Source organism: Massilia sp. CT11-137 (genome assembly GCF_047302885.1).
Lineage (GTDB): Bacteria > Pseudomonadota > Gammaproteobacteria > Burkholderiales > Burkholderiaceae_D > Telluria > Telluria orientalis.
Window position 1 is genome coordinate 1,810,468 of record NZ_JBKYMP010000001.1, and the last position, 24,276, is coordinate 1,834,743.

The following is a 24,276-nucleotide window of genomic DNA, read 5'->3' on the forward strand; positions in this document are numbered from 1 at the left end:
AAGAGAATTCATGGACCGCCTGATCTACACCGCCGCCTCCGGCGCCAAGCACATCCTGGAACAGCAGGCCACGACGTCGAACAACCTGGCCAACCTGTCCACGACGGGCTTCCGCGCCCAGCTGGATACGTTCCGCGCCGTGCCCGTCGTCAGCGAAGGCTTGCCCACGCGCGCATTCGTCGTCGACAACACGGTCGGCGCGGATTTCACGGCGGGCCCGCTGCAGGTGACGGGGCGCGATCTCGACGTGGCCATCAAGGGCCAGGGCTGGATCGCCGTGCAGATGCAGGACGGCACCGAAGCCTATACGCGCAACGGTTCGCTGCAGATCAGCCCCAACGGCATCCTGCAAACCGCGAACGGCCAGACGGTGATGGGCGAGGGTGGTCCGATCGCGATTCCGCCGAACACGACGGTCTCCGTCGGCAAGGACGGTTCGATCGCGTCGCTGACGACGGACACCGTGCCGGCCACGTCCACCATCGTCGGCCGCCTGAAACTCGTCAATCCGGACCAGAAACAGCTCGTGCGCGGCGACGATGGCTTGTTCCGCCAGCAGGACGGCACCCCGGCGCAGGCCGACCCGGCCGTGACGGTGACGAGCGGCGCGCTGGAAGGCAGTAACGTCTCCGCCGTCGACTCGATGGTGAACATGATCTCTTTGGCACGTTCTCTCGAGACACAGATGAGCCTGTTGAAGAACGCGGAGAATAACGCGGCGAAAGCGACGCAGATCCTCGCTTTGACTTGATTTCTTCTGGGACATAATTTCATGGTGGGTGACGGGTTTGCCGTCGCCGTGTAGGGGCCCCTGAAAACCGTCGAAGGTTTGCAGGCGCCCATAGGAGAACACCATGATCCGTTCGCTTTACATCGCGAAAACTGGCCTGGAAGCGCAGCAGACCAACCTCGACGTCGTCACCAACAACCTCGCCAACGTCAGCACGAACGGCTTCAAGAAGTCGCGTGCCGTGTTCGAGGATTTGTTGTATCAAAACGTGCGCCAGCCCGGCGCGCAATCCTCGCAACAGACGCAGCTGCCGTCCGGCCTGCAGATCGGTACCGGTGTGCGCGCCGTCGCCACCGAGCGCCTGCACACGCAGGGCAACCCCCAGCAGACCGGCAACTCGAAGGACGTGATGATCAACGGCTCGGGCTTCTTCCAGGTCCTGATGCCGGACGGGACCACGGCCTACACCCGCGACGGCTCGTTCCAGACCGATAACAACGGCCAGCTCGTCACCTCCAGCGGCTATGTGTTGCAACCGCCCATCACCGTGCCCAGCAACGCGCTGACGATGACCGTCGGCCGCGATGGCACCGTGTCCGTCACGACGCCGGGCACCGTGGCGCCCACGCAGATCGGCTCGATCCAGGTGGCGAACTTCGTCAACCCGGCCGGCCTGGAATCGCTGGGCGAGAACCTGTATGCCGAGACCGGCTCGTCCGGCACCGCGCAGGCCAGCACCCCGGGCACGAACGGCGCCGGCGTGCTGATGCAGGGCTATGTCGAAACGTCCAACGTGAACGTCGTCGAAGAGATGGTCAACATGATCCAGACGCAGCGCGCGTACGAGATCAACAGCAAGGCCATCACCACGTCCGACCAGATGCTGGCAAAGATTTCCCAGTTATGAAAACGGTGAGTAAAAATTGGATCCCCGCCTTCGCGGGGACGACGACCGCCGCCGTGGCGACGCTCGCCATGGCGCTGGCCGGCTGCGCAGCCACCCCGACGTCGATCGTCAAGGGCCCGACGTCGGTGCGCCCGATGCTGGCCGATGGCGGCACGCCGACCGAAGGCGCGATCTACAATTCCAACACGTTCCGCCCGATGTTCGAAGACCGCCGCGCGCGCCACATCGGCGACGTGCTCACGGTCAGCATCGTCGAGAAGACGGCCGCCAACAAGAGCGGCGCCAGCACCGGCAACAAGTCGGGCAGCGCCGAGCTCAGCGTGCCCGGTCCGCTGCAGGGCCGCCTGGGCGGCAACCTCGCCACGAGCAGCGGCATCAAGTATGCCGACGGCGACACCCAGACCGCGTCGAACGCCTTCACGGGCACGATCGGCGTGACGGTGTCCGAAGTCCTGCCGAACGGTAACCTGATCGTCGTCGGCGAGAAGCAGATCGCCATGAACAAGGGCGTCGAATTCATCCGCTTCTCCGGCATGGTGAATCCGGATTCGATCCAGGCCGGCAATATCGTGCAGTCGACGCTGGTCGCCGATGCCCGTGTCGAATACCGCACCAACAGCCAGATCGACCGCGCCGAGATGACCTCGATGATGTCGCGCTTCTTCCAGTCCCTGTTGCCATTTTAACTATTCGTAACGATTCGGGGTCAGAGCCCGGTTTACACGGGTGGGCTCTGACCCCGACTGACTACTGACCCCGACTGACTACGGGTGGGCTCTGACCCCGACTGACTAAATATGAACTTCAAAATCATCGCCCTCTGCGCCGCACTGCTTGGTCCCCTGATGGCCACCACCGCCCACGCCGAGCGCCTGAAAGACCTCGCCAGCATCGGCGGCGTGCGCCAGAACCAGTTGTCCGGCTACGGCCTCGTCGTCGGTCTCGACGGCACCGGCGACCAGACGACGCAGACTCCGTTCACCGTGCAGTCGATCACGGCGATGCTGCAGCAGAAGGGCATCAGCCTGCCGCCCGGCGCGCAGCTGCAGCTGAAGAACGTGGCGGCCGTGATGGTGACGGCCTCGCTGCCGGCATTCGCGCAGCCGGGCCAGACGATCGACGTGACCGTCTCGTCGATGGGTAACGCGAAGAGCCTGCGCGGCGGCACGCTCCTCATGACGCCGCTGCAGGGCGCGGATGGCCAGGTGTACGGCATGGCCCAGGGCAACGTGCTCGTCGGCGGCGCGGGTGCGTCGGGCGGCGGTGCGCAGGTGCAGGTCAATCAACTGGCCGTCGGCCGCATCTCGGGCGGTGCCACGGTCGAGCGCGCCGTCGCGTCGAACCTCGGTGCCGACAACCAGGTCAAGCTGGAACTGAACACGACGGACTTCGCCACCGCCAGCCGCGTCGTCGAAGCCGTCAACGACAAGTTCGGCCCGGGCATCGCCACGGCACTGGACGGCCGCGTGATCCGCGTGCGCGTGCCGTCGTCGAGCGACCAGCGCGTCACCTTTCTCGGCATCCTGGAAGGTATGGACGTCAAGCCGGCCGAAGCGGCCGCGAAGGTTATCCTCAATGCACGCACGGGCTCCGTCGTCATGAACCGCTCCGTCACGCTGGACCCGTGCGCGATTTCGCACGGTAACCTGTCCGTCAGCATCGGCGCGGACACGCAGGTGAGCCAGCCGAACCCCGGTTCGCTGGGCCGCACCGTCGTCACCCAGACGCCGCAGGTGTCCGTCAAGAAGGACGCCGGCAAGGTCATCATGCTGAACGGCGGCGTGTCGCTGGCCGAAGTCGTCAAGGCGATGAACGCCATCGGCGCCACGCCGCAAGACCTGCTCGCGATCCTGCAGGCCCTGAAGGCGGCCGGTTCGCTGCGCGCCGAACTCGAAATCATCTGACCAGCGAGGCCACCATGCTCGGTTCCACTTCCGACCTGTCCAGTAAATTTGCGCTCGACGCCAACAGCCTCGGCGACCTCAAGCAGTCGGCGAAAGCCGGCTCGCCGGAAGCGCTGAAGGGGGCCGCCACGCAGTTCGAATCCATGTTCGTCAACATGATGATGAAGAGCATGCGCGACGCGACACCGCAGGACGGCATGACGGACAGCCAGGAAACGAAGACGTTCACGGGCATGCTGGACCAGCAGATGAGCCAGAAAATGGCCAAGCGCGGCATCGGCCTGGCCGAGGTGCTCGTGCGCCAGCTGACCGTGCAGCAAAAGGGCCAGCAGCTCATGCAGGACATGAACAAGCAGGCGCTGGGCATCGGCGGCGAACGGCAGGCGGGTGCCGCCGGCGGCGCCGCCGCGCTGCGCATGCAGGCCGATGCGGACACGATGCCGACCGACCGCGTGGCCAGGACGGGCGCGGCCGGCGTGACGGGCGCCGCGCGCGGCACGGACAACGCCAACAAGCCGGCGCACGTGCGCGCGTTCCAGGAAAAGCTGGCCGACGCCGCCGAGGAAGCGGAACAGGCCACGGGCGTGCCCGCGAAATTCATGATGGGCCAGGCCGCGCTCGAAACGGGTTGGGGCCGCCGCGTGATCCGCAACGCGGACGGCACCTCGAGCAACAACCTGTTCGGCATCAAGGCCGGCCCGGGCTGGAAGGGCAAGGTGGCGACGGCTGTCACGACGGAATACATCAACGGCAAGCCGCACACGCGCGTGGAGAAATTCCGCGCCTACGATTCGCATGCGGACGCGTTCAAGGATTACGCCCGCTTGCTGAGCAATAACCCGCGCTACGAAAAAGTGCTGGCGCACGGCGGCGACGCGGCCGCGTTCGCGCACGGCCTGCAACGCGCCGGCTATGCGACCGATCCGCAATACGCGGCCAAGCTGTCGCGCATCATCAAGCACTCGCTGGCGTAGGTAGGGTGGGTACCCTGCGCCCGCCATGCGTTACCACGACGCATGCTTCTGGTGGGCTCGGGGAGCCCACGCTACGGATAGTTCTTGATAGGACGACAAGAATAAAGTTTTGGCGGAACTTGCCGTCAATGACATAGCAGAAAGAAAACCACCATGTCCCTCCTCAGCATCGGCAAAACCGGTTTGTACGCCGCCCAGGCAGGCCTGGCGACGACCGGCAACAACATCACCAACGCCAACGTGGCCGGCTACAGCCGCCAGGTGGTGGTGCAGGCGACTGCGATCTCGATGGGGGGCTCCAACGGCTACATCGGCACCGGCACGGAGGTCGCCCAGGTCAAGCGCTATTCGGACGATTTCCTCAACGCCCAGGTGCGCACGGCCCAGGCGGCGAGCAGCGGGCTGGACGCCTACCAGGCGCAGGTGCAGCAGATCGACAACCTGCTGGCCGACACGACGTCCGGCCTGTCGCCGGCGCTGCAGGACTTCTTTTCGGCCGTGCAGAACCTCACGGGCGACGGCGCGGGCGTGTCGTCGCGCGGCTCGTTCATGACGTCGGCCGACACGCTGGCCGCCCGCTTCCAGAGCATGACCGGCCGCCTGGAGGAAATCCGCAAGGGCGTCAACACCCAGCTGACCGCGAGCGTCACGACGATCAACACGTATGCCAAGCAGATCGCCCAGCTGAACGACAAGATCGGCCAGCTGACGGAGGCCGGCGGGCTGAACCCGCCGAACGACCTGCTGGACAAGCGCGACCAGCTGATCATGGACCTGAACAAGCAGGTCAAGGCCACCGTCGTGCCGGGCGATAACTACAGCCTGACCGTGTCGATCGGCAACGGCCAGCCGCTCGTCGTCGGCGTGAACGCCTTCGAACTGGCGGCCACGAATTCGCCGACCGACCAGACGCGCGTGACGATCGGTTACGTCACCCACGGCAAGGTCACGCCGATGGCCGAGAGCGCGCTCACGGGCGGCGAACTGGGCGCCGTGCTGCAGTTCCGCAGCCAGTCGCTGGACCTGGCGCAGAACTCGCTGGGCCGCGTCGCGATCGCCCTGGCCACGACGATGAACGACCAGAACAAGCTCGGCCTGGACGGCAACGGCAACCCGGGCGGCGACATTTTCTCCATCGCGCCGGCCGACGTGACCAAGAACATCAACAACAACCAGACGAGCACGACGGCGATCAAGGCCACGGTCGTGGACGCCACGCAGCTCACGACGAGCAACTACAAGGTCGACTTCGACGGCACGAACTACAACGTGTACCGCCTGTCGGACAACAGGAAGACGGTGATCTCGCCGTACCCGCAGACCCAGGCGCAGGTCATCGACGGCCTCGCGTTCGACATCCAGGGCGTCGCCGACAAGGGCGACAACTTCCTCGTGCGCCCGACGCAGAACGGCGCCGCCAACTTCAAGCTGGCGCTGACGGACGGCGCGCAGATCGCGGCCGCCGCGCCGATCGCCACGAGCGTCCCGCTGACCAACAGCGGCACGGGCAAGATCAGCGCGGGGGCGGTCGACAAGAATTACCTCGGCGCGCCGCTGACCGGCAAGGTCACGCTCGCCTTCGACAGCACGACGGGCACGCTGTCCGGTTTCCCGGCCGGACAAACCGTCACCATGACGGGAAAGACCGGGACGACGACGTACCCGGCCGGCGCCGCCCCGCTCTTCGAGGACGGCGCCAGCTACACGGTGGCCGGCATGAGCTTCACCATGAACGGCAAGCCGGGCAATGGCGACACCTTCACCATCGAGCCGAACACGGGCCTGGGCGACACGCGCAACGCGGGCCTGATGGGCGATTTGCAATCGAAGAACATCCTCGACGGCGGCAAGGCCACGTACCAGTCGGCCTATGCCACGCTGGTGTCCACGATCGGCAACAAGACGCGCGAAGTGCAGGCCAATGCGGAAGCCGCGGCGGCCCAGCTGACGCAGGCGGAGGCCGCCGCCAACAACGTCTCCGGCGTCAACCTCGACGAAGAGGCCGCCAACCTGCTCAAGTACCAGCAGGCTTACCAGGCGTCGGGGAAGGTGATGCAGATCGCCGACACGATCTTCAACGCGCTGTTGCAGATCGGCCATTGATTAACGGAGCCACGCCATGACCTTACGCATCAGCACCAACGCGATCTACCAGGCCGGCACCACGCAGATCAACACGCTGCAGAGCCAGATGGCCAAGACGCAAATGCAGCTGTCGACCAACAAGCGCATGCTGACGGCCGCCGACGATCCGATCGGCTCGGCCAAGGCGCTCGAACTAACGCAGTCGCAATCGATGAACACGCAGTTCGGCACCAACCGCACGAACGCGAAGTCGTCGCTGTCGCTGGTCGACAAGACGCTCACCGACGTCTCGAACCAGATCCAGGACATCCAGACGCTGATCGTCACCGCCGGCAACGGCGGCTACACGCAGAGCGACCGCGAGGCGCTGGCCATCGAACTGGAAGGGCGCATGGCCGACCTGCTCGGCTCGGCCAACACGACGGACGGCGCGGGCACCTATCTGTTCTCCGGCTACAAGACGACCACGCAACCGTTCACGCAGACTCCGACGGGCGCGACTTACCAGGGCGACCAGGGCCAGCGCATGCTGCAGGTGGGGTCGGCGCGCAAGATGGCGATCAGCGAAAGCGGCAGCGCCATTTTCGAAGCGAACGTCACCGGCAACGGCACCTTCGTCACGCAGGCCGCCGCCACGAACACGGGCGCGGGCATCATCTCGCCGGGCGCCGTGACGGACGCGACCAAGCTGACGGGCCACGATTACGCGATCGCCTTCCAGGTCGCGGGCACGCCGGCCGTGACGACGTACACGGTGACGGACAACTCGACGTCGCCCGGCACCGCCGTGCTGAGCAACCAGCCCTACACGGCGGGCGCCTCGATCGCCTTCGATGGCGTCTCGTTCGACATCAAGGGCGCCCCGGCGAACGGCGACGCGTTCACCGTGCAGCCGAGCCAGAAGCAGTCCGTGTTCACGACGATCAACGACCTGATCCAGACGCTGCGCAGCCCGTCCGACGGCTCGGCGGGCAAGGCCGCGCTGGCGAACAAGCTGAACACGGCCAGCCTGAACATGAAGAACGCACTGGACAACGTGCTGTCCGTGCAAGCCTCGGTGGGCGCGCGCCTGAAGGAAGTCGACTCGCTGGACAGCACGGGCGACGACCTCAACATCCAGTACCAGACCACGCTGAGCGACCTGCAGGACCTGGACATGGTCAAGGCGGTGTCGCTGTACACCCAGCAGCAGCAAACGCTGCAGGCGGCCCAGGTGTCGTTCAAGACGATGTCGGGCCTGTCTCTCTTCAACTACATTTCTTAGAACCGGGGTCAGAGCCCGGTTTTTGGCAATTTCCCCAATTAACGCGGGGCGGCGGGTGGTGGTGGCTGCCCCGGCCGTTGGCCGCCCACGCGCGGGATCTTGCGGCCCGCCTCGATCCCCTGGTTGAACAGGTTCTGCAGCGGCGTGCCGAGGTACGGCAGCGTGAGGCTGATGATGAGGAAGCCGGCGCCCAGCGTGATCGGGAAGCCGATGCCGAACAGGTTCAGCTGCGGCGCCGCGCGCGTCAGGATGGCCAGCGCGATGTTGGTGATGAGCATGGCGGCAACGATCGGCATCGCGATCTGCAGGCCGGCCGAGAACACGCGGCTGCCCCAGCGCACCATTTCCAGCGGCGCGGACAGCGACATCGGCGTGGCCGAGATCGGCAGCGTGAAGAAGCTCTCCGCAAGCGCCTCGATCAGCACCAAATGGGCATTCATGGCGAGGAACGCCATCGTCGCGACGAGGGCGAGGAACTGGCTGATGGCCGACGAGCGCCCGGCCGAGCTGGGATCGAAGAACGTGGCGAACGAAAAGCCCATCGTCGAGCTGGCGACCTCGCCCGCGAATTCGACGGCGGCGAACACGAGGCGCATCGCAAACCCCATCGCCACGCCGATGAGCAGTTCCTGCGCGATGATCAGGATGCCCGCCCACGACGTCGGATCGACGGCTGGAACGGGCGGGAGCGTGGGGCCGATGATCGCGGCCAGCAGCACGCCGAGCGTCGTCTTGATGAGGATGGGGACGGCCGTGTTGCCGAACACGGGCGCGACCGCGACGAGCCCGAGGATGCGCGTCAGCGGCCACAGGAGGCCGCCGATCCACGCATAGAGTTCGGTAGTGGTGAAGGAAATCATGCCGGGGTTTCGGGTAGGGTGGGCGCCCCGTGCCCACGCGTGACGCCCGCGTGGCCCGCGGCCGTCTTCGAAGCCGGGTCCACGCGCGGCGCCATTACCCGATCATCTGCGGGATGCCGCTGAACAGGGTGCGCATGTAGTCGGTCATGACCGTGATCATCCACGGCCCCGCGAGCACGAGCGCGATGAAGACGCCGATCAGCTTGGGGATGAAGGACAGGGTCTGTTCGTTGATCTGCGTGGCGGCCTGGAAGATGCTGACGACGAGGCCGATGACGAGCGCGACGAGCAGCAGCGGCGCCGACACCATCAGCGTGACTTCCATGGCCGTGCGGCCCATCGCGATGACGCTTTCCGGAGTCATATCGTCCTCCCTAGTAAAAACTCTGGGACAACGAGCCCAGCAGCAACTGCCAGCCGTCGACGAGCACGAACAGCATCAGCTTGAACGGCAGCGAGATCACGGCCGGCGACATCATCATCATACCCATCGACATGAGCACGGACGCGACGACCATGTCGATGATGAGGAACGGGATGAAGATGGCGAAGCCGATCTGGAACGCGGTCTTCAGCTCGCTCGTGATGAAGGCGGGGATCAAGACGCGCAGCGGCACGTCTTCCGGGCCCTGCAGCGCGGGCGTGCGCGAGATTTTCACGAACAGGGCGAGGTCGGACTGGCGCGTCTGCTTCAGCATGAAGCCCTTCAGCGGCGCCGCGGCCTTGTCCATCGCCTCGCCCATCTGGATGCGGTTTTCCTGCAGCGGCACGTACGCTTCGGTGTAGACGCGGTCGAACGTGGGGCCCATCACGAACAGCGTGAGGAACAGGGCGAGGCCCACCATCACCTGGTTCGGCGGCGCCGTCTGCGTGCCGAGCGCCTGGCGCAACAGGGAGAGCACGATGATGATGCGCGTAAAACTCGTCATCATCAGCAGCGCCGCGGGGATGAAGGTCAGTGCCGTCATCAAGAGCAGCGTCTGCACCGGCAGGGAATAGGCGGTGCCGCCGCCCGGGGCCGGGCTCGTCGTGAAAGCGGGGATGGCGGGCGCCGCCACCGCCGCCGCCAGCGGCAGGGCGATCAGCCCCGTCGCCAGCAGGAGTCGTTTATTGAGCATCACTTGCGTTTGTCGATCGTTTGTTTGAGCCAGTCGGCGAAGCTGTGCGCGGCGGGCCCCGTATTTTCTTGCGGAGCAAGCGCGGCGTTCGTACCGCCGTTGTCGCCATTCTGCCCGTCCTGGCGCGGCATGGTCGCCAGCGCGTTGATGCGGCCGGGTGATGCACCGACCACGATCCATTCATTGCCCACTTCGACGACCACGATGCGCTCGCGGCCGCCGAGGTTCAGCGAGCCGACGACGCGCAGGTTCGCGTTGCCGCCGCCGACCTTCGGGCCGTAGCGCTTGAGGAACCAGGCAAGAGCGCCCAGCACGGCCAGCACGAGGACCAGCGCCAACAGGGTCTGCAGCAGGCTGCCCGTCGACGTGCCCGCAGGCATCGTGACCGGAGGGACGGTGGCACCGGGCGCGGCAGGGCGCGGTGCGACGACGTCGGGGGTGGCGGTCACTGCCGGGGCGGTGATGTCGGGCTGGACGGCGGGCTGGACGGCGGGCGTCTGCGTGGGAACGGCGGCGGGCGCCGCGGCGGAGGGCGCGCCGGTACCGGCCATGGCCCGCGGTTGTGCCTTCGCGGGGGCCGTGGGCGCAGTCGTTCGTGGAACTTGCTGGGGCGTCTGTTGTGCCGGTGCCGGTGCCGGTGCCGGTGCCGCCGCCGCCGCAGGTTCGGCCACGACGGGTGCAGGTGCCTGCGCAGCTGCCGCCGGCGCGGCATCGGCCGACCGTCCCGCTGCCTGCCCGGTCCCCGGCTGGGCCGCGCAGGCGGCCAGCGGCAGGGCGAGGGCGAAGGTGGTCAGCAGGCGTGCCGTCATTTGTTGAGTTTGCGGATGCGCTCCGACGGGGTGATGATGTCGGTGAGGCGGATACCGAACTTGTCGTTCACGACCACCACCTCGCCCTGGGCGATCAGGCAGCCGTTGACGAGCACGTCCATCGGCTCACCCGCCAGGCCATCCAGTTCGACCACGGAACCCTGCGCGAGTTGCAGCAGGTTCTTGATGGCGATCTTGGTGCGGCCCAGTTCCACCGTCAGCTGGACGGGGATGTCGAGGATGAAGTCGATGTCGTTCGGGGTGTCCGGACGGGGGCCCTTGTTCGAGAAATCCTTGAACACGGCGGCCGAGGCCGCCTGCTGCTGGTTCGCCAGTGCGGCGGCTTCCGCAGCTGCCTGCTCGGCGATCGCGGCGCCCCAGTCGTCGTCGAGGCTGTCTTGGTCGTCTTGAGTGTCGGACATGTTTCTCTCCTGTGTTGCTTACTTGTTGAAGGTTTCGCTGTTTGCCAGCAATTTCTCGACCTTCAGTGCATATTGTCCGTTGAACACGCCGTAGCTGCAGTCCATGACGGGCACGCCGTCCACGGTGGCCTGGAGCGTTTCCGGAACGGAGATCGGGATCACGTCGCCGACCTTCATGTTCAGGATTTCGTCGAAATTGGCCTTGCCGTGGCCCAGCACGGCCACCAGTTCCACTTCCGCCACCTGGATCTGCTGCGTCAGCAGGCGGATCCAGCGCTTGTCGACTTCCAGCGCCTCGCCCTGGATGCTCGACGTCAGCGCGTCGCGGATCGGTTCGACCATCGAATAGGGCATGCAGAAGTGGATCTGGCCCGACACCGAGCCGAGCTCGATGGTGAAAGTGCACGATACCACGACTTCGTTCGGGGTGGCGATGTTCGCGAACTGCGTGTTCATCTCCGAGCGGATGTACTCGAATTCGATCGGGTACACCGGTTCCCACGACTTGGCATACGCCTCGAACACGATGTCGAGGATGCGCATGATGATGCGCTGCTCGGTCTGCGTGAAATCGCGGCCTTCCACGCGCGTGTGGAAGCGGCCGTCGCCGCCGAACAGGTTGTCCACGAGCAGGAACACGAGGCCCGGATCGAACACCATCAGCGCCGTGCCGCGCAGCGGCTTCATGTGGACGAGGTTCAGGTTGGTCGGCACGACCAGGTTACGGATGAACTCGCTGTACTTCGACACGCGCACGGACCCCACCGACACTTCGGCGGAGCGGCGCAAGAAGTTGAACAGGCCGACGCGCAGATACCTGGCGAAACGCTCGTTGATGATCTCGAGCGTCGGCATGCGGCCGCGGACGATCCGCTCCTGCGTTGCCAGGTTATACGTGCGGACTCCCGAGGTGTCTTCAGGCGCCGCGACGTCGTCCTGATCGCCGTTGACCCCTTTGAGGAGGGCATCGACTTCTTCCTGTGAGAGAAAATTATCGGCCATGATGCTGCGTTTACCGTAATGACTTCTGCTTTACTGGATGATAAAGGAAGTGAACAGAACGTCGGTCACTTGCTGTTCGTCGCCGTGCGGCATGAAGGGCTCGCTGACCGCCGCGAGGATCTCGCCGGCCAGCTGCTGCTTGCCTTCCACCGTGCTGATCTCGGACGCCTTCTTGCCCGACAACAGCAGCAGCACGCGGCTGCGCACCTTGGCCATGTTGGCCTTGATGAGCTCGACCTGCTCCGGTCCCTCGACCTGCAGGGTGAACGCGACCTGCAGATACTGGTCGCCATGTTCCGGCTGCAGGTTGACCGTGAAGGGTTCGACGGCCACGTATTCCGGCGGCGCCTCGTCGTTCTTCTTGTTCTTGCTGCTCGAGTGTTCCTTCCTGGCCGGCCCGGCCGCCGCTTCCGCGCTGCTGCCGTGCATGAAGTACCAGCCGGCACCGCCGCCCAGGCCGAGCACGACCACGGCCGCGCCGATCATGATGAGCAGCTTGCCTTTACCGCCGCTGGCCGCCGGTGCCGCATCCGCTTTCGGATCGGCTTTGATTTTTGGATTCGCTTTCAAGAGTCTTCGGTCCCACTGTTGGATCGTCCCGTCATTATGTCATTATCGGGAAAAAGTGAGCAGCGGCAACGGTCGAAAAGAGGGAGGAACCTGGGGTATCTCGTTGTTTCTTGACGGATTTGTTGTCGAGGCTATATTCAAACGTTGGGTGGCCACTCCTGTGCCCACGCGAACGCCGGCATGATGCAGACGTCACGCGTGGGCACGGGGGGGAGGGGTCCCCACCTTACGCGAACGTATCGACCATGCCGCGGTCACGAATGATGCGCGTGGCGGGCCGGACGGTTGCTTCACCCGCCGTGCCGTTCTCGCCATTGCCGCCGTTGCGGCGGCCGTTGTTGCCCCTGCCGAAACCGCTCGATGCCATCGCCTGGTCCTGCTGCGCCTGGCCGCCGTTCGACATGCCCGCGTTGACGGTCGCATTGCCCAGCGCGATGCCGCTCTCGCCCATCATTTCCTGCAAACGGGGCAGGGCGTTTTCCAGCGCCTGGCGGACTTCCAGCTGGTTCGACGAGAACGTCACGTCGGCCTGGCCGTTGGAGACGGACAGCACCACCTGCAGCGGACCCAGGTCCGGCGGATTCAGGGTCAGCGACGCGGTCTGGTCCTCGGCGCCGACCATGTAGATGACCTTCTGGCCGACCTGGTCGTTCCACGCATCCGTGCCGACGTGGGCCGACAGCTCTTCGCTGGCGGCCGCGGCGGCCTGGGCCGCTTCCAGCATGGCCGGCTGCAGCTGGGCGGCCGCGACGGTCGCCACCGGTGCCTGTTCCTTCCGGGCGAGCAGCGCGGCGTCGCGCGCCTGCTGCAGGCTGAATTCGGCGGCGTCCAGCTGCGGCTTGACCTCCGCCTTGACATTGCCCAGCGTGGCGCGCGGGTCGGCCGAGGCCGCCGCTTTGTCCGCGCCGAGGTCGGCACCGGCGGCCGCGAGGGCCGGGTTCTTGATCGACGTGGCCGAGAAGATCTTCGCGCCGGCCGCATCGACGCCGGCTTCCCTGGCCACGGACTTCATCGCGGCCTGCAGCGCGGCCAGCTGGCCCGCGTCCGTGCGCTTGCCCTTGCCGGACAGCGCGTCGAAGGCCTGGGCCGCGGCCGTCGTCTTGCCCGCGTCCGCGCCCGGCTTGTGCAGGCTGGCCATCAGCGCGAGCATGGCGCTGGCCGGGTCGCCCGCCTTGGCCGTGCTGTCGTCATCCGACTTGTCGTCGTCGTCCTTGCCGGCATCGTCCTTCGCGTCGGCGCCGTCCGTCTTGCTGTCGGCCGGCTTCGCGGCCTGCTGCGGCGCGGCGTCGTCGTGTTGCGCGGGTTTCTCGGCTTCGGCCGGCTTGGCCTCCTGCTTCGCGGCGGGCGCGGGGGCGGGCGCCGGGGCCGGCATGGACGCGAAGGTGTTGCGCTCCAGTTCGCCGCTCAGCAGGGCGCTGAACTGGCTGCCGTCGCTGCCGCCGTTGCCCGGGGTGTTCGGACGCTGGTTGATGCCGTTGGCCGTGTTGAGCTGCGGGTTAAAGGAAGTCGTGGTCATGTCGCTAGTCGCTCAGGTTAAAGGCGCCGGTCAGCGCCTGGCGCGGACTGTCCGGGCCGCGTGGTCGTCCATCATTTTCTGGTCGCGCTTGTTTTCGATCGCAAGCGCCTCGGCGGCCGCGCGCTCGTTCAGGGTCCGGTACGACAGGCGCTTGCGCTCGCTTTCCTGCCAGCCCTTCTTTTCCATGTCGGCCTTGACATGCGCATGCTTCAGCACTTCGCGCTGGCCGTCGATCGCCTGTTCCAGCTTGCCGAGGAAGGCGACGAAATTCTGGTACGCGAACGGGGTGATGCCTGCCATTTGCGCCGCGTCGAGCCGGTTCGCATAGTCGTCGCGGTAGCCGAGCAGCATCTGCAGCTTCTGCTCGCCCTCGTCGACGGCCTTCAGCGCCGCGCCCAGGCGCTTCGCGCAGGCGTCGGACTCGCGCTGGGCGAGGTCGATCAGGGTGTCGAGTGCGGATGCGGTGGCCATGGTAGATCAAGTATACCGATGAGCTTGACGGACCAATCAGCCGAACAGCGAGGTCAATTCCCCCAAGCTCTGCAACATGCCCACGTTGTCGTGGATTTCCTGGCACAGGAAGGCCTCGATCCGTTCGTGCAAGGCAATGGCCTTGTCCAGCACCGGGTCCGTGCCGGGCGCATAGGCGCCCACGCTGATCAGGTCGCGCGAGCGTTCGTAGCGCGAATACAGTTGCTTCAAGGTGCGCGCGGCCTGCTGGTGCTCGCGCGACGTGATGCCGTGCATCGCGCGCGAGATCGATTGTTCGATGTCGATGGCGGGGTAGTGGCCCGCCTCGGCCAATTTGCGGTTCAGCACGATGTGGCCGTCGAGGATACCGCGCGCCGCGTCGGCGATCGGGTCCTGCTGGTCGTCGCCTTCCGACAGCACGGTATAGAACGCCGTGATCGAGCCGCCGCCCGCCTGGCCGTTGCCCGCGCGTTCCACCAGCACGGGCAGTTTCGCGAACACCGACGGCGGATAGCCTTTCGTGGCCGGCGGTTCGCCGATGGCGAGGGCGATCTCGCGCTGGGCCATCGCGTAGCGCGTGAGCGAATCCATGATCAGGAGGACGTTCCGGCCCTCGTCGCGGAAGTGCTCGGCGATGGCGGTCGCGTAGGCGGCGCCCTGCAGGCGCATCAGCGGCGGCGAGTCGGCCGGCGCGGCCACGACGGCCGAGCGGGCCAGGCCTTCCTCGCCCAGGATCTGCTCGATGAATTCCTTCACCTCGCGGCCCCGTTCGCCGATCAGGCCGACGACGATCACGTCCGCCGTCGTGTAGCGCGCGATCATGCCCAGCAGCACGGATTTGCCGACGCCGGTACCGGCGAACAGGCCGAGACGCTGGCCGCGGCCTACCGTCAGCATCGAATTGATGGCGCGTACGCCCACGTCCAGCGTTTCCGAGATCGGTACGCGGTCGAGCGGGTTGATGGGGCGCGCGTTGAGCGGGCCCATGTGTTCCGTGGAGACGGGACCCTTGCCGTCCAGCGGCCGGCCGGCGCCGTCGACGACGCGGCCCAGCAGGCCCCAGCCGACGGGCAGGTGGCGCGCACGGTCCATCGGCCGGCGGCGCGGATGCGTCACCGTGCCGGGCTTCGGCATGCTCGCTTCGATCGGGAAGACGCGCGAGCCGGGCACGACGCCTTCGACGTCCGACTGCGGCATCAAGAATAAACGTTCGCCCTCGAAGCCGACGACTTCCGCTTCGATGCGGGCACCGGACGCAACCGGAATCATGCAGGCGGCGCCGACCGCGAGCTTCAGGCCGACGCATTCCATCACGAGGCCGGCCACGCGCGTGACGCGGCCCGACACCTGCATCGGCTCGACCAGATCGACCACGTTGGCGCAGTCGTTCAGGTAAGCCTTCCAGCGGCCGGTATGGGTGTTCATTCCAGCCAGTCCAGGTCCTTGCCGAGCGCGTGCGTCAGGCGCTGCCAGCGCGCGCCGATCTGGGCGTCGATCTGGTTGCTGGCCGTGTCCACGCGGCAGCCGCCACGGGACACTCCCTCGTCTTCGACGATGCGCCAGCCGTTCTTGTCCAGCTCGTGGCCGATGCCGCTCTTGACGATCAGCGCGTCTTCCGGATGCAGCATCAAGAGGGCCGGTTGTTGCAGGTTCGGCAGGTAGTCGATGGCTTCGCGCACGACGGGGATGATCAGGTCCGGCTTCACGTCGAATGCCGTGCGGACCATGCCGCGCGCGAGGTGCAGCGCGAGTTCCAGCACGTCGTTGGAGATGGCTTCATCGGCTTGTGTGACGGCATCGCCGAACGTCGTGGCGAGCTGGCGCAGGTGTTCCAGTTCCTCGGCCGCTTCGGCACGGCCCAGCGCAAGGCCTTCCTCGTAACCGGCGGCGTGGCCTTCGGCCTGGCCCGCTTCGAGACCTTCCGCATAGCCTTCGTCGCGCGCGGCGGCGCGGAGCGCTTCGAGCTCTTGCGCGGTCGGCAGCTGGATCATGGGCTCCGACTGGGGCGGCGGCTCGTACGCGCGCGCGGCGGCCGCGGCAGCGGCAGCCTCCGCTTCGCGCTGGGCACGGACGCTGGGACGCTCGTCGCCGAACGACGTCATTTCCCAGCGTTGATATGCAGACTGAAACTCTTTTGAGATGGCCATCAGACGAACGAATCCTCACCTTTGCCGCCCAGCACGATCTGACCTTCGTCGGCGAGACGCCGGACGATTTGCAGGATCTGCTTCTGCTGGGTTTCCACTTCGGACAGGCGCACGGGACCTTTCGATTCCAGGTCTTCGCGCATCATTTCCGCCGCACGTTGCGACATGTTTTTGAAGATTTTATCGCGCAAGTCCTGCGACGCGCCTTTCAGCGCGATGATCAGCATCTCCGACTGCACTTCACGCAACAGCAACTGGATGCCGCGGTCGTCGATGTCGATGATGTTGTCGAACACGAACATCTCGTCCATGATCTTCTGCGCCATGTCGTTGTCGTAGTTCTTGATGTTCTCCATGACGGAACTTTCCTGCTCGCCGCTCATGAAGTTCAGGATCTCGGCCGCGGTGCGCACGCCGCCCAGCGATGACTTCTTGATGTTCTCGTTGCCGGACAGGAGCTTGGTCAGCACGTCGTTCAGCTCGCGCAGGGCGGCCGGCTGCACGCCGTCCAGGGTGGCGATACGGAGCACGACGTCGTTGCGCAGGCGGTCCGTGAAATGGGCCAGCACTTCGCAGGCCTGGTCGCGTTCGAGGTGCACGAGGATCGTCGCGATGATCTGCGGGTGCTCGTTGCGGATCAGTTCGGCGACGGACGGCGAATCCATCCACTTCAGGCTTTCGATGCCCGAGGCGTCCTTGCCGCCCAGGATGCGGTTCAGCAGCACGGCGGCCTTGTCGTCGCCGAGGGCCTTGGTCAGCACCTGGCGGATGTATTCGTCGGAATCGAGGCCGACGGTCGACTGCAGGTCCACGCGCTCGCGGAATTCGCCCAGCACGCTCAAGACTTCCTCGTGCTGCACGGCCTTCATCTGCGCCATGGCGGCGCCCAGCTTGAGCACTTCGCGCGGGCCGAGGAATTTCATCACTTCGGCCGCTTCCGATTCGCCCAGGGCCAGCATCAGGATGGCTGCCTTGGTCGTGCTTTCCTTGTCCTTGTCCTTGTCGCTCATTACTCGGTCCCCAGCCATTCCTTGATCACGTTGGCCACGATGCGCGGATCGTTCTTGGCCATGTCTTTTGCCATTTCCAGGTTGCTCTTGTAGACCTGGACCTTCTGCTGTTCTTCCTCTTCACGCTGGATGCGGGCTTCTTCGTCCGGGTCCGGCTCCGGTTCCGGCTCCGGCTCTTCCGGTTCCGGTTCGGGCGGGATCGCCACGGCTTCGTCGAACTTCTTGATCGCCGGCTTGAGCAGCGGCCGCACGAAGCGGAACCACAGGAAGGCCAGCACGAGGGCGATGAAGACGTAGCGTGCGATGTCCTTCGCCAGCGGCAGGTTGGCGGGATCCTTCCACCAGTCCGGCGCCTGCTCTTCCGGCTTGTCGACGCCGTCGAACGGGGCGTTCGTCACGTTCAGCGTGTCGCCGCGCGCCTGGCTGTAGCCCATCGCCTGCTTGACCAGTTCGTTGATCTGCGCGACTTCGGCGGCGCTGAGCGGCTTGACGACGACCTTGCCCGTCTTCGGATCGACGGTGCGGCGGTAGTTCACCACCACGCCGACCGTCAGGCGCTTGATGCCGCCCATCGGTTTCTGTTCGTAGCGGATGGTCTTGTCGACTTCGTAATTGGTCGTGGAATCCTTGCGGCTCGGGCCGGTGCTCGCCTGGGCCTGGGCAGGCTGGGCGCCGCCGTCCAGCGGTGCGGTCGCCACGCCCGGCGGCTGGTTCGACAGCGCGCCCGGAATGCCCGACGGGTTGGTGCTGCCCGGACCGGACTGCTCGGACGTCTGCTGGCTGCGGATCGCCTGCGGCTCCGGCGGCGAATTCGGCTTGTACATCTCGGCCGCGGTGTCGGTCTGGGCGAAGTCGACTTCGGCCGTCGCTTCGGCGCGCACGTTGTTCTGGCCGACGAGCGGGGCGATGATCGACTGGACCTGCTTGACGATGTTCTGCTGCAGCGCTTCGACGTACTTCAGCTGGTTCGGGTCGAGCTGCTTGCCGTTCTTGTTGGCGCTGTCCGACAGCAAGGTGCCGTTCTGGTCGACGACGGTCACGTTGGCCGGCGTCAGTTCCGGGATCGACGACGCCACAAGGTGCACGATCGCGCTGACTTGCGCCTGGTCGAGGGCGCGGCCCGGCTGCAGGTTCAGGAGGACCGATGCGGTCGGCTTCTGCTGGTCGCGCACGAACACGGACGGCTTCGGCAGCGCCAGGTGCACGCGGGCCGAGCTGACGGCGGACAGCGACTGGATCGAGTTGGCCAGCTCACCCTCCAGCGAGCGCTGGTAGTTGACCTGCTCGACGAATTGCGACGTGCCCAGCTTCTGGTTCTCCAGCAGCTCGAAGCCGACGTTGCCGGCGCGCGGCAGGCCCTGCTGGGCCAGCTTCAGGCGCAGGTCGTGGATGCGGTCGGCCGGCACGAGGATCGCGCTGCCGCTGTCCGAGAATTTGTACTTGACCCCCATCTGGTCGAGCGAGGCGGTGATGGCGCCGCCGTCCTTGTCGGTGTAGTTGGAGAACAGCACCTTGTATTCCGGCGCCGACGTCCACAGCCACAATGCCGCGACGATGGCCACCACGCCGGCGATGGCGCCGCCGATGACGATGCGTTTACCGTTCGTCGTCTGCCAGAACTTCGGCTTCTCGTCGGCCGGGGTTGCGATGTCGCTGTCGAGGAGTTCTTCCGCTGTCGTTGCCATGTTGGGGGGAGGGAATGGGTGTATGAACGCCATTATGGAGCCGTACGGCAACATTCAAACCCCGGAATAAGGCCCTGTTTACCGTGCTGCTCGAAGGCAATCGTTGCCCGGGCGCTGATATTCTGACAGCCTGAATCGATTTGTTTGACAGGCACTGGGAGAACGGACATGAACATCGGCGGCATCGACAGCAGCCGGATCGAAGCGATGATGGCGCAGCTGAAGTCGGCGGCACAGAAGCCGGCCGGCCCGGCGTCGCCGGCGGAGGCGCTCGGCGGGCTGGGCGGCATCGGCAAGCTGGGCGCTCCCGATGCGGCCGAATCGTCGACCAGGGTCAGCTTCTCGGATGCGCTGCAGGCGTCGCTGCAGAACGTCAGCAATTCCCAGATCCAGGCGGACGAGATGGGCAAGAAGTTCGCCGCCGGCGACGATTCCGTGAGCCTGTCCGACACGATGATCGCCATGCAGAAAGCGAGCATCAACTTCCAGGCCACGGTGCAGGTGCGCAACAAGCTGGTGTCGGCTTATCACGACATCATGAACATGCAGGTGTGACGATCACTTGACCTCGACGCGCCCCTGCATCACCGGATGCAGCGTGCAGAGATAGTCGAACGACATCTTCGCTGGCACCACCCAGCGCCAGGTCTTCCCGGGCTGCAGGTCGCCCGACTTGACGCCGGCCGCCGTCACGTTGTGGACGAACATGTCGCGGTTCTCCCACACGATCGTATCTCCCTTCCTGACCTGCACAACCTGCGGCGTGAACTTCATGCCGTCGATGACGACGTGGTGTTCCGCCGCGCCGGCCATGAGGGGCAGCGCACACGACGCGGCGAACAGCGTGGCAAATGCGGTCTTCACTTGAGTTCGGCCTGGATGTGCTTGGCATGCTCCAGGTGCGCCACGAACGCCGGGCGGACCTTGACGAGCAGGGCCTTCAGCTCGGCATTCGAGGCGTTCGGGATCAGCGTCTTGTCGAGTGCGCCAAGCACGGTCTCGTGGTACGTCACCTCGTTGTCGACATAGGCCTTGTCGAACGCCTTGCCGGACAGGGCGGCCAGCCGGGTGCGCGTCGCCGCGCCGTCCTTCGTCAGGCTCTTGCTGGTGTCGTTGTCCTCGGGCGTCACGTGCAGTTTCTGCACCAGCGCGACGGCCTGCTGGTTGACGCCCGCGTGGTCGGCCACCATGCGCTGGGCGAAGGCGCGCACGTCCTTGTTCTGCGTTTTCGTCTCGGCCTGCTTGCCGGCGTCGATATCGACCGTATTGGCGGCGACGACGATGGCGGCGATCTGCGCATCGTTCGGGCCGGCCGCGTGGGCGGTGGCGCTCAGGGCGAGCAGGGCGGACAGCAGCAGCGGGGCGGATTTGTTCATGGCGGACTCCTTGAATGAATGGTTTAGGTGAAACAATCCATTCGATGCACGCTTTGGCGCGCGCGTTCCCGTTTCGTGTCAGGTGGACGGTTCCGCGTCCAGCCTGCGCCGGACCGCGTCGACGATCCGGTCGCAGCGCGCGCCGTCGAACCCGAACGCATCCTCGATCGCGAAATCGATCTCGCGCGCGAGCGCCTCGCGCAGCATGGCCCGCGCGCGGAAATAACGGGTGCGCACGGTCGCTGCGGGAATGTCGAGCGTGGCCGCCGTCTCTTCCACGGTCAATTCCTCCACCGCACGCAGCATGAACACCGTGCGGAAGGCGGCCGGGAGCTTGTCGATGCCCGTTTCGATCAGGCGCCGCGTCTGGGCGCGCAGCGCGGCCAATTCCGGCTGCGCCGGCTCGTCCAGCCGGTCGCGGGGCAGGATCGCATCGTCCGAACCGAAATCCGCGCCCAGTTCGATGACGTCGGCGAGCCGCCCGGTCTTACGCTGGCGCATCAGCGCGGCATTGACGACGATGCGGGTGAGCCAGGTGCCGAGCGCCGACTCGCCGCGAAAGCCGGGCAGGGCGCGATAGGCCTGCAGATAGGCATCCTGGAGCGCATCCTCGGCTTCCGCATCGTCGCGCAGGACGCTGCGCGCGACGCGGTACAGGCGGCGGTTGTAGCGCCGCATCAAATCGGAGAACGCGTCGCGGTCGCCGGCGCGGATACGGCGCAGCAGCGCGTCGTCGTCGAGGGAAGAGGGGGGCGGTGCGGCGGCCTGCATGGGATCTCCTGGTCGTATGCCTGACGATTGGATGCAGGCCGGCGGACCGGCGTTCCGAAGTTTTAATCAATTTCCCAAAACCGGGCTCTGACCCCGGTTTTGGGAAATTTTATGCCAGGCCAGCCAGGCGGGCGTTGCGCTCGCGTTCCAGCTTGGTGATGTAGCGTTGCACGGCGGCCAGGTTGCCGCGCGAGATGTCGACGAACTGGCAGCCGAGGCGGCGGCTCGTTTTGTTGTTGAGCAGCGTCATGTCGATCGAGTTGCGGACTTGCAACGAGCAGGTCACCGGCCCGATTTCGGGCAGGTCGATGCGGCAGTTCGGGAAGGTGTCGCCGATGGTCGTGCCGAGCTGCAGCTTGCTGTCGTGGATCGCGACACCGCCACAGCTGATGTCGGCCAGCGGGAACACGGCGGTGCCGCCGCCCAGATCGGCCGGCAGGGGGATCGTCGCACGCACGGGATTCGTCACCGGCGTCGGCATGCGGTAGAACTCGCGCCGCTGCAGGCGGATCAGGCTCGCGGGAATCGCGGCGGCCAGCGCGGTGCCGCCTTCGAATTGCACTTCGCGCAGGTTGTCCAGGCCGAACACGATGCGGATCTTGTCCAGCGATGTGTCGCACCGTACCGTGCCGGCCGCCACGATGCGCGTGTTCTGCTCGGGGTTGACGGAGCGGTCGATGACGACGGTGCCCGCATCCGGATCGACGGCCAGCAGCGACGTGACGCAGACGTCCGCCTCGCCCTTGATCAGCATGCGGATCAGCTGGTTCTTTTCGGCGATCTGGCGCAGCAGGGCCACGATCTCCCTGGGCGACTCGACTTCGTAGTCGTGCCAGGCTTCTAATTCGGCGTCAGTGATTGCTTGCATCTGTGTCAACCGGAGTGCTTTCTTGGGGTGGGAGGTGGCGTGCCGTGTCCGGTGCGGGCGGTGGTGTCTGCCCGGAAACTTGCGCGGATTCAATATAATAGAGCCAGGCCAATAGTTCGGCAATGGCGCGGTAGAGGGCCGGCGGGATCTGGCGGTCGAGGTCGACTTTCATCAGCAACGCCACCAGTTCCTTCGATTCGTGCACGAACACGCCGGCCTCTTGCGCGCGGCCGATGATCTGTTCGGCGACGAGACCCTTGCCCTTCGCGACGACCTTCGGCGCGGCATCGCCGGCGCCGTACGCGAGCGCCACGGCGCTCTGGCGGCGCGTCGGCTTATCGTTGTCCATCGTCATGGACGGTGAGCGTGGAGAGCGGCGTGCCGGCCGCGTCGAGCGCGTCGGCCAGGCGCGCGCGGTGCGCATCCAGCAAGCCTTTGACCGATTCGTCCTGGGCGTCGAGGCGGATGTGCAACTGGCCGCCGGACAGCACGACGCGCGCCGCCACCTCGCCCAACGCGCCGAAGCGCAGGCGCAGGCTGCTCTGCCACGTGCCGCCGTTCTCATCCTCGCCGCCGTCCTGGCGGCCGGACGCGTCCCGTTCGACGTCCCATTGCATGTCGCGGCCCGGCCACAACTGGCCCTGCCAGGCGGCGCGGCCCTGTTCGTGTGCGTTCAGCTGCAGGTTGATGAACTGGGCCGTGTTCGGATCGGTGGGCGGCGGCATGCCGCGCGCCTGCGGCTCGGCCGCGAGGTCGGCGCGGGGGCGGGCGCCTTCGGCCCATTCGGCCACGTGCGATTCGTAGAACAGGCCGCTCTTGCCGAGGCCGTCCTTCAGTGCCTGCGCGATGGCGCCGGCGTCCAGCGACGGCCCGCCCAGCAGCGGCGTGCGGCCGACCGCGGCGGTGGCTCGTGTGTCCGCTTTCTGCGCGGCCGCGATGACGTCGCCCAGCATCTTGCCAGCCGTGCTGATCGACGTGCTGGCGCCGTCGGCCGCGCCGCCCGGCAGTTGTGCGAGACCGCGCGCGCCGGCGAGCAGGGCGGCCGTGCGCGTGAGCGCGGCGGCATCCTTGCCTTCGAGATAAGCGAGCGTAGACTCCTGCGGGCTGGCGCCTTCCGGCAGCGGCGGGCCGGCTTCGGCGAAGGCGGGGGCGCCCTGGCCCGTCCGGACCTGGAACGTGGGGCGAGGCGCGACCGTCACGAGGGTCAGCGGCACCTGCGTGCCGACCTGCGCGCCCTGGGGCAGCGGCATGCGCGCCGCCATGTCGTTGATGCGCACGACGAAGCTGCCGTCGGGCAGTTTCGCCAACACGTCGGCTGCCATCGACTGGCCGACGAGGTTGGCGAGCGCGCGCGCAAAGGCCTGCTGGCGCGGGTCGCCGACGGGTAAGGCGGGACGGGCTGCCGCGACCGGGGTCAGCGAGACGCTATCGCGCGGCAGCATCGTTCAGGTCAGACGCCGTAGGCGCGCGCGACGCGGCGTTCGACGGTCTTGTTCGAGATCATGGCCTGCAGCTTCGCCATCCACGGCTGGGTCAGGTCGCGGATCTTGCGGTCGGAATCGAGCATCTTGCGGATGGCGTTGACCTTGCGCACGCGTTCCTGGCCGGCCAGCGCCGTGTCGCCGTTGTCCTTCAGCTGGCGCACGCAGGCGGCGCACTGGTGTTCGAGCTGGAGCAGGCGGTCCCAGTCGGCCGCGGTGGCGGCGGCCAGCATCTGGTCGGTGATGCCGACCATGGCTTCGTACAGCGAGGCGATTTCGGTATTCGTCATCATCGTCGTGGCTCCG

At 66.3% G+C, this 24,276-nt stretch carries 28 protein-coding genes; 8 read left to right on the plus strand and 20 right to left on the minus strand.

What is annotated here, in order from left to right; genetic code table 11:
* Window positions 1-10 precede the first annotated feature (10 nt).
* The 7 genes from flgF (at window position 11) to flgL (ending at window position 7,864) form a co-directional block, all read left to right on the plus strand.
* On the plus strand, window positions 11-751 hold the full coding sequence (gene flgF, locus ACEN98_RS08065) for a flagellar basal-body rod protein FlgF (RefSeq protein ID WP_413342351.1): 741 nt from the start codon (window positions 11-13) through the stop codon (window positions 749-751).
* 103 nt (window positions 752-854) lie between these two features.
* Window positions 855-1,637 carry a flagellar basal-body rod protein FlgG gene (flgG, locus tag ACEN98_RS08070; protein ID WP_413342349.1) on the plus strand — a complete coding sequence of 261 codons (783 nt, stop codon included), beginning with the start codon at window positions 855-857 and terminating at the stop codon, window positions 1,635-1,637.
* Window positions 1,634-2,323, plus strand: a complete 690-nt coding sequence (locus ACEN98_RS08075) for a flagellar basal body L-ring protein FlgH (RefSeq protein ID WP_413383292.1) — start codon at window positions 1,634-1,636, stop codon at window positions 2,321-2,323. Before flgG ends, ACEN98_RS08075 begins: the two co-directional genes overlap by 4 nt.
* Before the next feature lie 111 nt (window positions 2,324-2,434).
* Window positions 2,435-3,541 carry a flagellar basal body P-ring protein FlgI gene (locus ACEN98_RS08080; RefSeq protein ID WP_413383294.1) on the plus strand — a complete coding sequence of 369 codons (1,107 nt, stop codon included), beginning with the start codon at window positions 2,435-2,437 and terminating at the stop codon, window positions 3,539-3,541.
* Between the two features lie 14 nt (window positions 3,542-3,555).
* Window positions 3,556-4,515 carry a flagellar assembly peptidoglycan hydrolase FlgJ gene (flgJ, locus tag ACEN98_RS08085; RefSeq protein WP_413383296.1) on the plus strand — a complete coding sequence of 320 codons (960 nt, stop codon included), beginning with the start codon at window positions 3,556-3,558 and terminating at the stop codon, window positions 4,513-4,515.
* A gap of 153 nt (window positions 4,516-4,668) precedes the next feature.
* Window positions 4,669-6,618 carry a flagellar hook-associated protein FlgK gene (gene flgK, locus ACEN98_RS08090; protein WP_413383298.1) on the plus strand — a complete coding sequence of 650 codons (1,950 nt, stop codon included), beginning with the start codon at window positions 4,669-4,671 and terminating at the stop codon, window positions 6,616-6,618.
* 16 nt (window positions 6,619-6,634) lie between these two features.
* The gene (gene flgL, locus ACEN98_RS08095; RefSeq protein ID WP_413383300.1) at window positions 6,635-7,864 is read left to right on the plus strand and encodes a flagellar hook-associated protein FlgL; all 1,230 of its coding nucleotides are present in this window, start codon (window positions 6,635-6,637) and stop codon (window positions 7,862-7,864) included.
* A 38-nt stretch (window positions 7,865-7,902) separates the two neighbouring features.
* On the opposite strand, the gene fliR is transcribed toward flgL, so the two are convergent.
* From fliR to fliF, 13 genes are all read right to left on the minus strand, one after another.
* On the minus strand, window positions 7,903-8,724 hold the full coding sequence (gene fliR / locus ACEN98_RS08100; RefSeq protein ID WP_413383302.1) for a flagellar biosynthetic protein FliR: 822 nt from the start codon (window positions 8,722-8,724) through the stop codon (window positions 7,903-7,905).
* A gap of 94 nt (window positions 8,725-8,818) precedes the next feature.
* Window positions 8,819-9,088, minus strand: coding sequence for a flagellar biosynthesis protein FliQ (gene fliQ / locus ACEN98_RS08105; RefSeq protein WP_056136270.1), 270 nt, complete (start codon window positions 9,086-9,088; stop codon window positions 8,819-8,821).
* A 10-nt stretch (window positions 9,089-9,098) separates the two neighbouring features.
* Window positions 9,099-9,842, minus strand: coding sequence for a flagellar type III secretion system pore protein FliP (gene fliP, locus ACEN98_RS08110; protein ID WP_413342992.1), 744 nt, complete (start codon window positions 9,840-9,842; stop codon window positions 9,099-9,101).
* Window positions 9,842-10,651, minus strand: a complete 810-nt coding sequence (gene fliO, locus ACEN98_RS08115; protein ID WP_413383304.1) for a flagellar biosynthetic protein FliO — start codon at window positions 10,649-10,651, stop codon at window positions 9,842-9,844. Before fliO ends, fliP begins: the two co-directional genes overlap by 1 nt.
* A complete protein-coding gene (gene fliN, locus ACEN98_RS08120) occupies window positions 10,648-11,073 on the minus strand; it encodes a flagellar motor switch protein FliN (RefSeq protein WP_413344683.1) in 426 nt (141 codons plus the stop codon). Before fliN ends, fliO begins: the two co-directional genes overlap by 4 nt.
* 18 nt (window positions 11,074-11,091) lie before the next feature.
* Complete coding sequence (fliM, locus tag ACEN98_RS08125; protein ID WP_056136276.1) at window positions 11,092-12,075, minus strand: flagellar motor switch protein FliM; 984 nt, start codon at window positions 12,073-12,075, stop codon at window positions 11,092-11,094.
* Between the two features lie 30 nt (window positions 12,076-12,105).
* Entirely contained in the window at window positions 12,106-12,645 is a 540-nt protein-coding gene (fliL, locus tag ACEN98_RS08130) for a flagellar basal body-associated protein FliL (RefSeq protein WP_413383306.1), read from the minus strand.
* Between the two features lie 226 nt (window positions 12,646-12,871).
* Window positions 12,872-14,161: a flagellar hook-length control protein FliK gene (locus ACEN98_RS08135; RefSeq protein WP_413383308.1), complete on the minus strand. Its 1,290-nt coding sequence runs from the start codon at window positions 14,159-14,161 to the stop codon at window positions 12,872-12,874.
* Between the two features lie 30 nt (window positions 14,162-14,191).
* Window positions 14,192-14,632, minus strand: coding sequence for a flagellar export protein FliJ (gene fliJ / locus ACEN98_RS08140; RefSeq protein ID WP_413383310.1), 441 nt, complete (start codon window positions 14,630-14,632; stop codon window positions 14,192-14,194).
* Window positions 14,633-14,668: 36 nt separating this feature from the next.
* Window positions 14,669-16,057 carry a flagellar protein export ATPase FliI gene (fliI, locus tag ACEN98_RS08145; protein WP_056136284.1) on the minus strand — a complete coding sequence of 463 codons (1,389 nt, stop codon included), beginning with the start codon at window positions 16,055-16,057 and terminating at the stop codon, window positions 14,669-14,671.
* Complete coding sequence (locus ACEN98_RS08150) at window positions 16,054-16,734, minus strand: flagellar assembly protein FliH (RefSeq protein ID WP_413383312.1); 681 nt, start codon at window positions 16,732-16,734, stop codon at window positions 16,054-16,056. The genes fliI and ACEN98_RS08150 overlap by 4 nt, the downstream gene beginning before the upstream one ends.
* Before the next feature lie 44 nt (window positions 16,735-16,778).
* Window positions 16,779-17,789 (minus strand): flagellar motor switch protein FliG, encoded by a 1,011-nt coding sequence (gene fliG / locus ACEN98_RS08155; RefSeq protein WP_413383314.1) that lies wholly within the window; start codon window positions 17,787-17,789, stop codon window positions 16,779-16,781.
* Window positions 17,789-19,474, minus strand: a complete 1,686-nt coding sequence (fliF, locus tag ACEN98_RS08160; RefSeq protein ID WP_413383316.1) for a flagellar basal-body MS-ring/collar protein FliF — start codon at window positions 19,472-19,474, stop codon at window positions 17,789-17,791. Before fliF ends, fliG begins: the two co-directional genes overlap by 1 nt.
* A 168-nt stretch (window positions 19,475-19,642) precedes the next feature.
* Here fliF and fliE point away from each other — a divergent pair, with 168 nt between their 5' ends.
* Window positions 19,643-20,029, plus strand: coding sequence for a flagellar hook-basal body complex protein FliE (fliE, locus tag ACEN98_RS08165; protein ID WP_413343704.1), 387 nt, complete (start codon window positions 19,643-19,645; stop codon window positions 20,027-20,029).
* A gap of 3 nt (window positions 20,030-20,032) precedes the next feature.
* Here fliE and ACEN98_RS08170 read toward each other — a convergent pair whose 3' ends face one another.
* From ACEN98_RS08170 to ACEN98_RS08200, 7 genes are all read right to left on the minus strand, one after another.
* On the minus strand, window positions 20,033-20,338 hold the full coding sequence (locus ACEN98_RS08170; protein ID WP_413383318.1) for a plastocyanin/azurin family copper-binding protein: 306 nt from the start codon (window positions 20,336-20,338) through the stop codon (window positions 20,033-20,035).
* Window positions 20,335-20,850 carry a DUF4142 domain-containing protein gene (locus ACEN98_RS08175; protein WP_413383320.1) on the minus strand — a complete coding sequence of 172 codons (516 nt, stop codon included), beginning with the start codon at window positions 20,848-20,850 and terminating at the stop codon, window positions 20,335-20,337. The genes ACEN98_RS08170 and ACEN98_RS08175 overlap by 4 nt, the downstream gene beginning before the upstream one ends.
* A gap of 78 nt (window positions 20,851-20,928) precedes the next feature.
* The gene (locus ACEN98_RS08180; protein WP_413383322.1) at window positions 20,929-21,621 is read right to left on the minus strand and encodes an RNA polymerase sigma factor; all 693 of its coding nucleotides are present in this window, start codon (window positions 21,619-21,621) and stop codon (window positions 20,929-20,931) included.
* Window positions 21,622-21,730: 109 nt separating this feature from the next.
* On the minus strand, window positions 21,731-22,489 hold the full coding sequence (locus ACEN98_RS08185) for a flagellar brake protein (protein ID WP_413383324.1): 759 nt from the start codon (window positions 22,487-22,489) through the stop codon (window positions 21,731-21,733).
* The gene (locus ACEN98_RS08190) at window positions 22,473-22,838 is read right to left on the minus strand and encodes an EscU/YscU/HrcU family type III secretion system export apparatus switch protein (RefSeq protein WP_413385963.1); all 366 of its coding nucleotides are present in this window, start codon (window positions 22,836-22,838) and stop codon (window positions 22,473-22,475) included. Before ACEN98_RS08190 ends, ACEN98_RS08185 begins: the two co-directional genes overlap by 17 nt.
* On the minus strand, window positions 22,825-23,931 hold the full coding sequence (locus tag ACEN98_RS08195; RefSeq protein WP_413383326.1) for a flagellar hook-length control protein FliK: 1,107 nt from the start codon (window positions 23,929-23,931) through the stop codon (window positions 22,825-22,827). Before ACEN98_RS08195 ends, ACEN98_RS08190 begins: the two co-directional genes overlap by 14 nt.
* 8 nt (window positions 23,932-23,939) lie before the next feature.
* Complete coding sequence (locus tag ACEN98_RS08200; protein ID WP_413383328.1) at window positions 23,940-24,263, minus strand: flagellar protein FliT; 324 nt, start codon at window positions 24,261-24,263, stop codon at window positions 23,940-23,942.
* Between the last annotated feature and the right edge of the window lie 13 nt (window positions 24,264-24,276).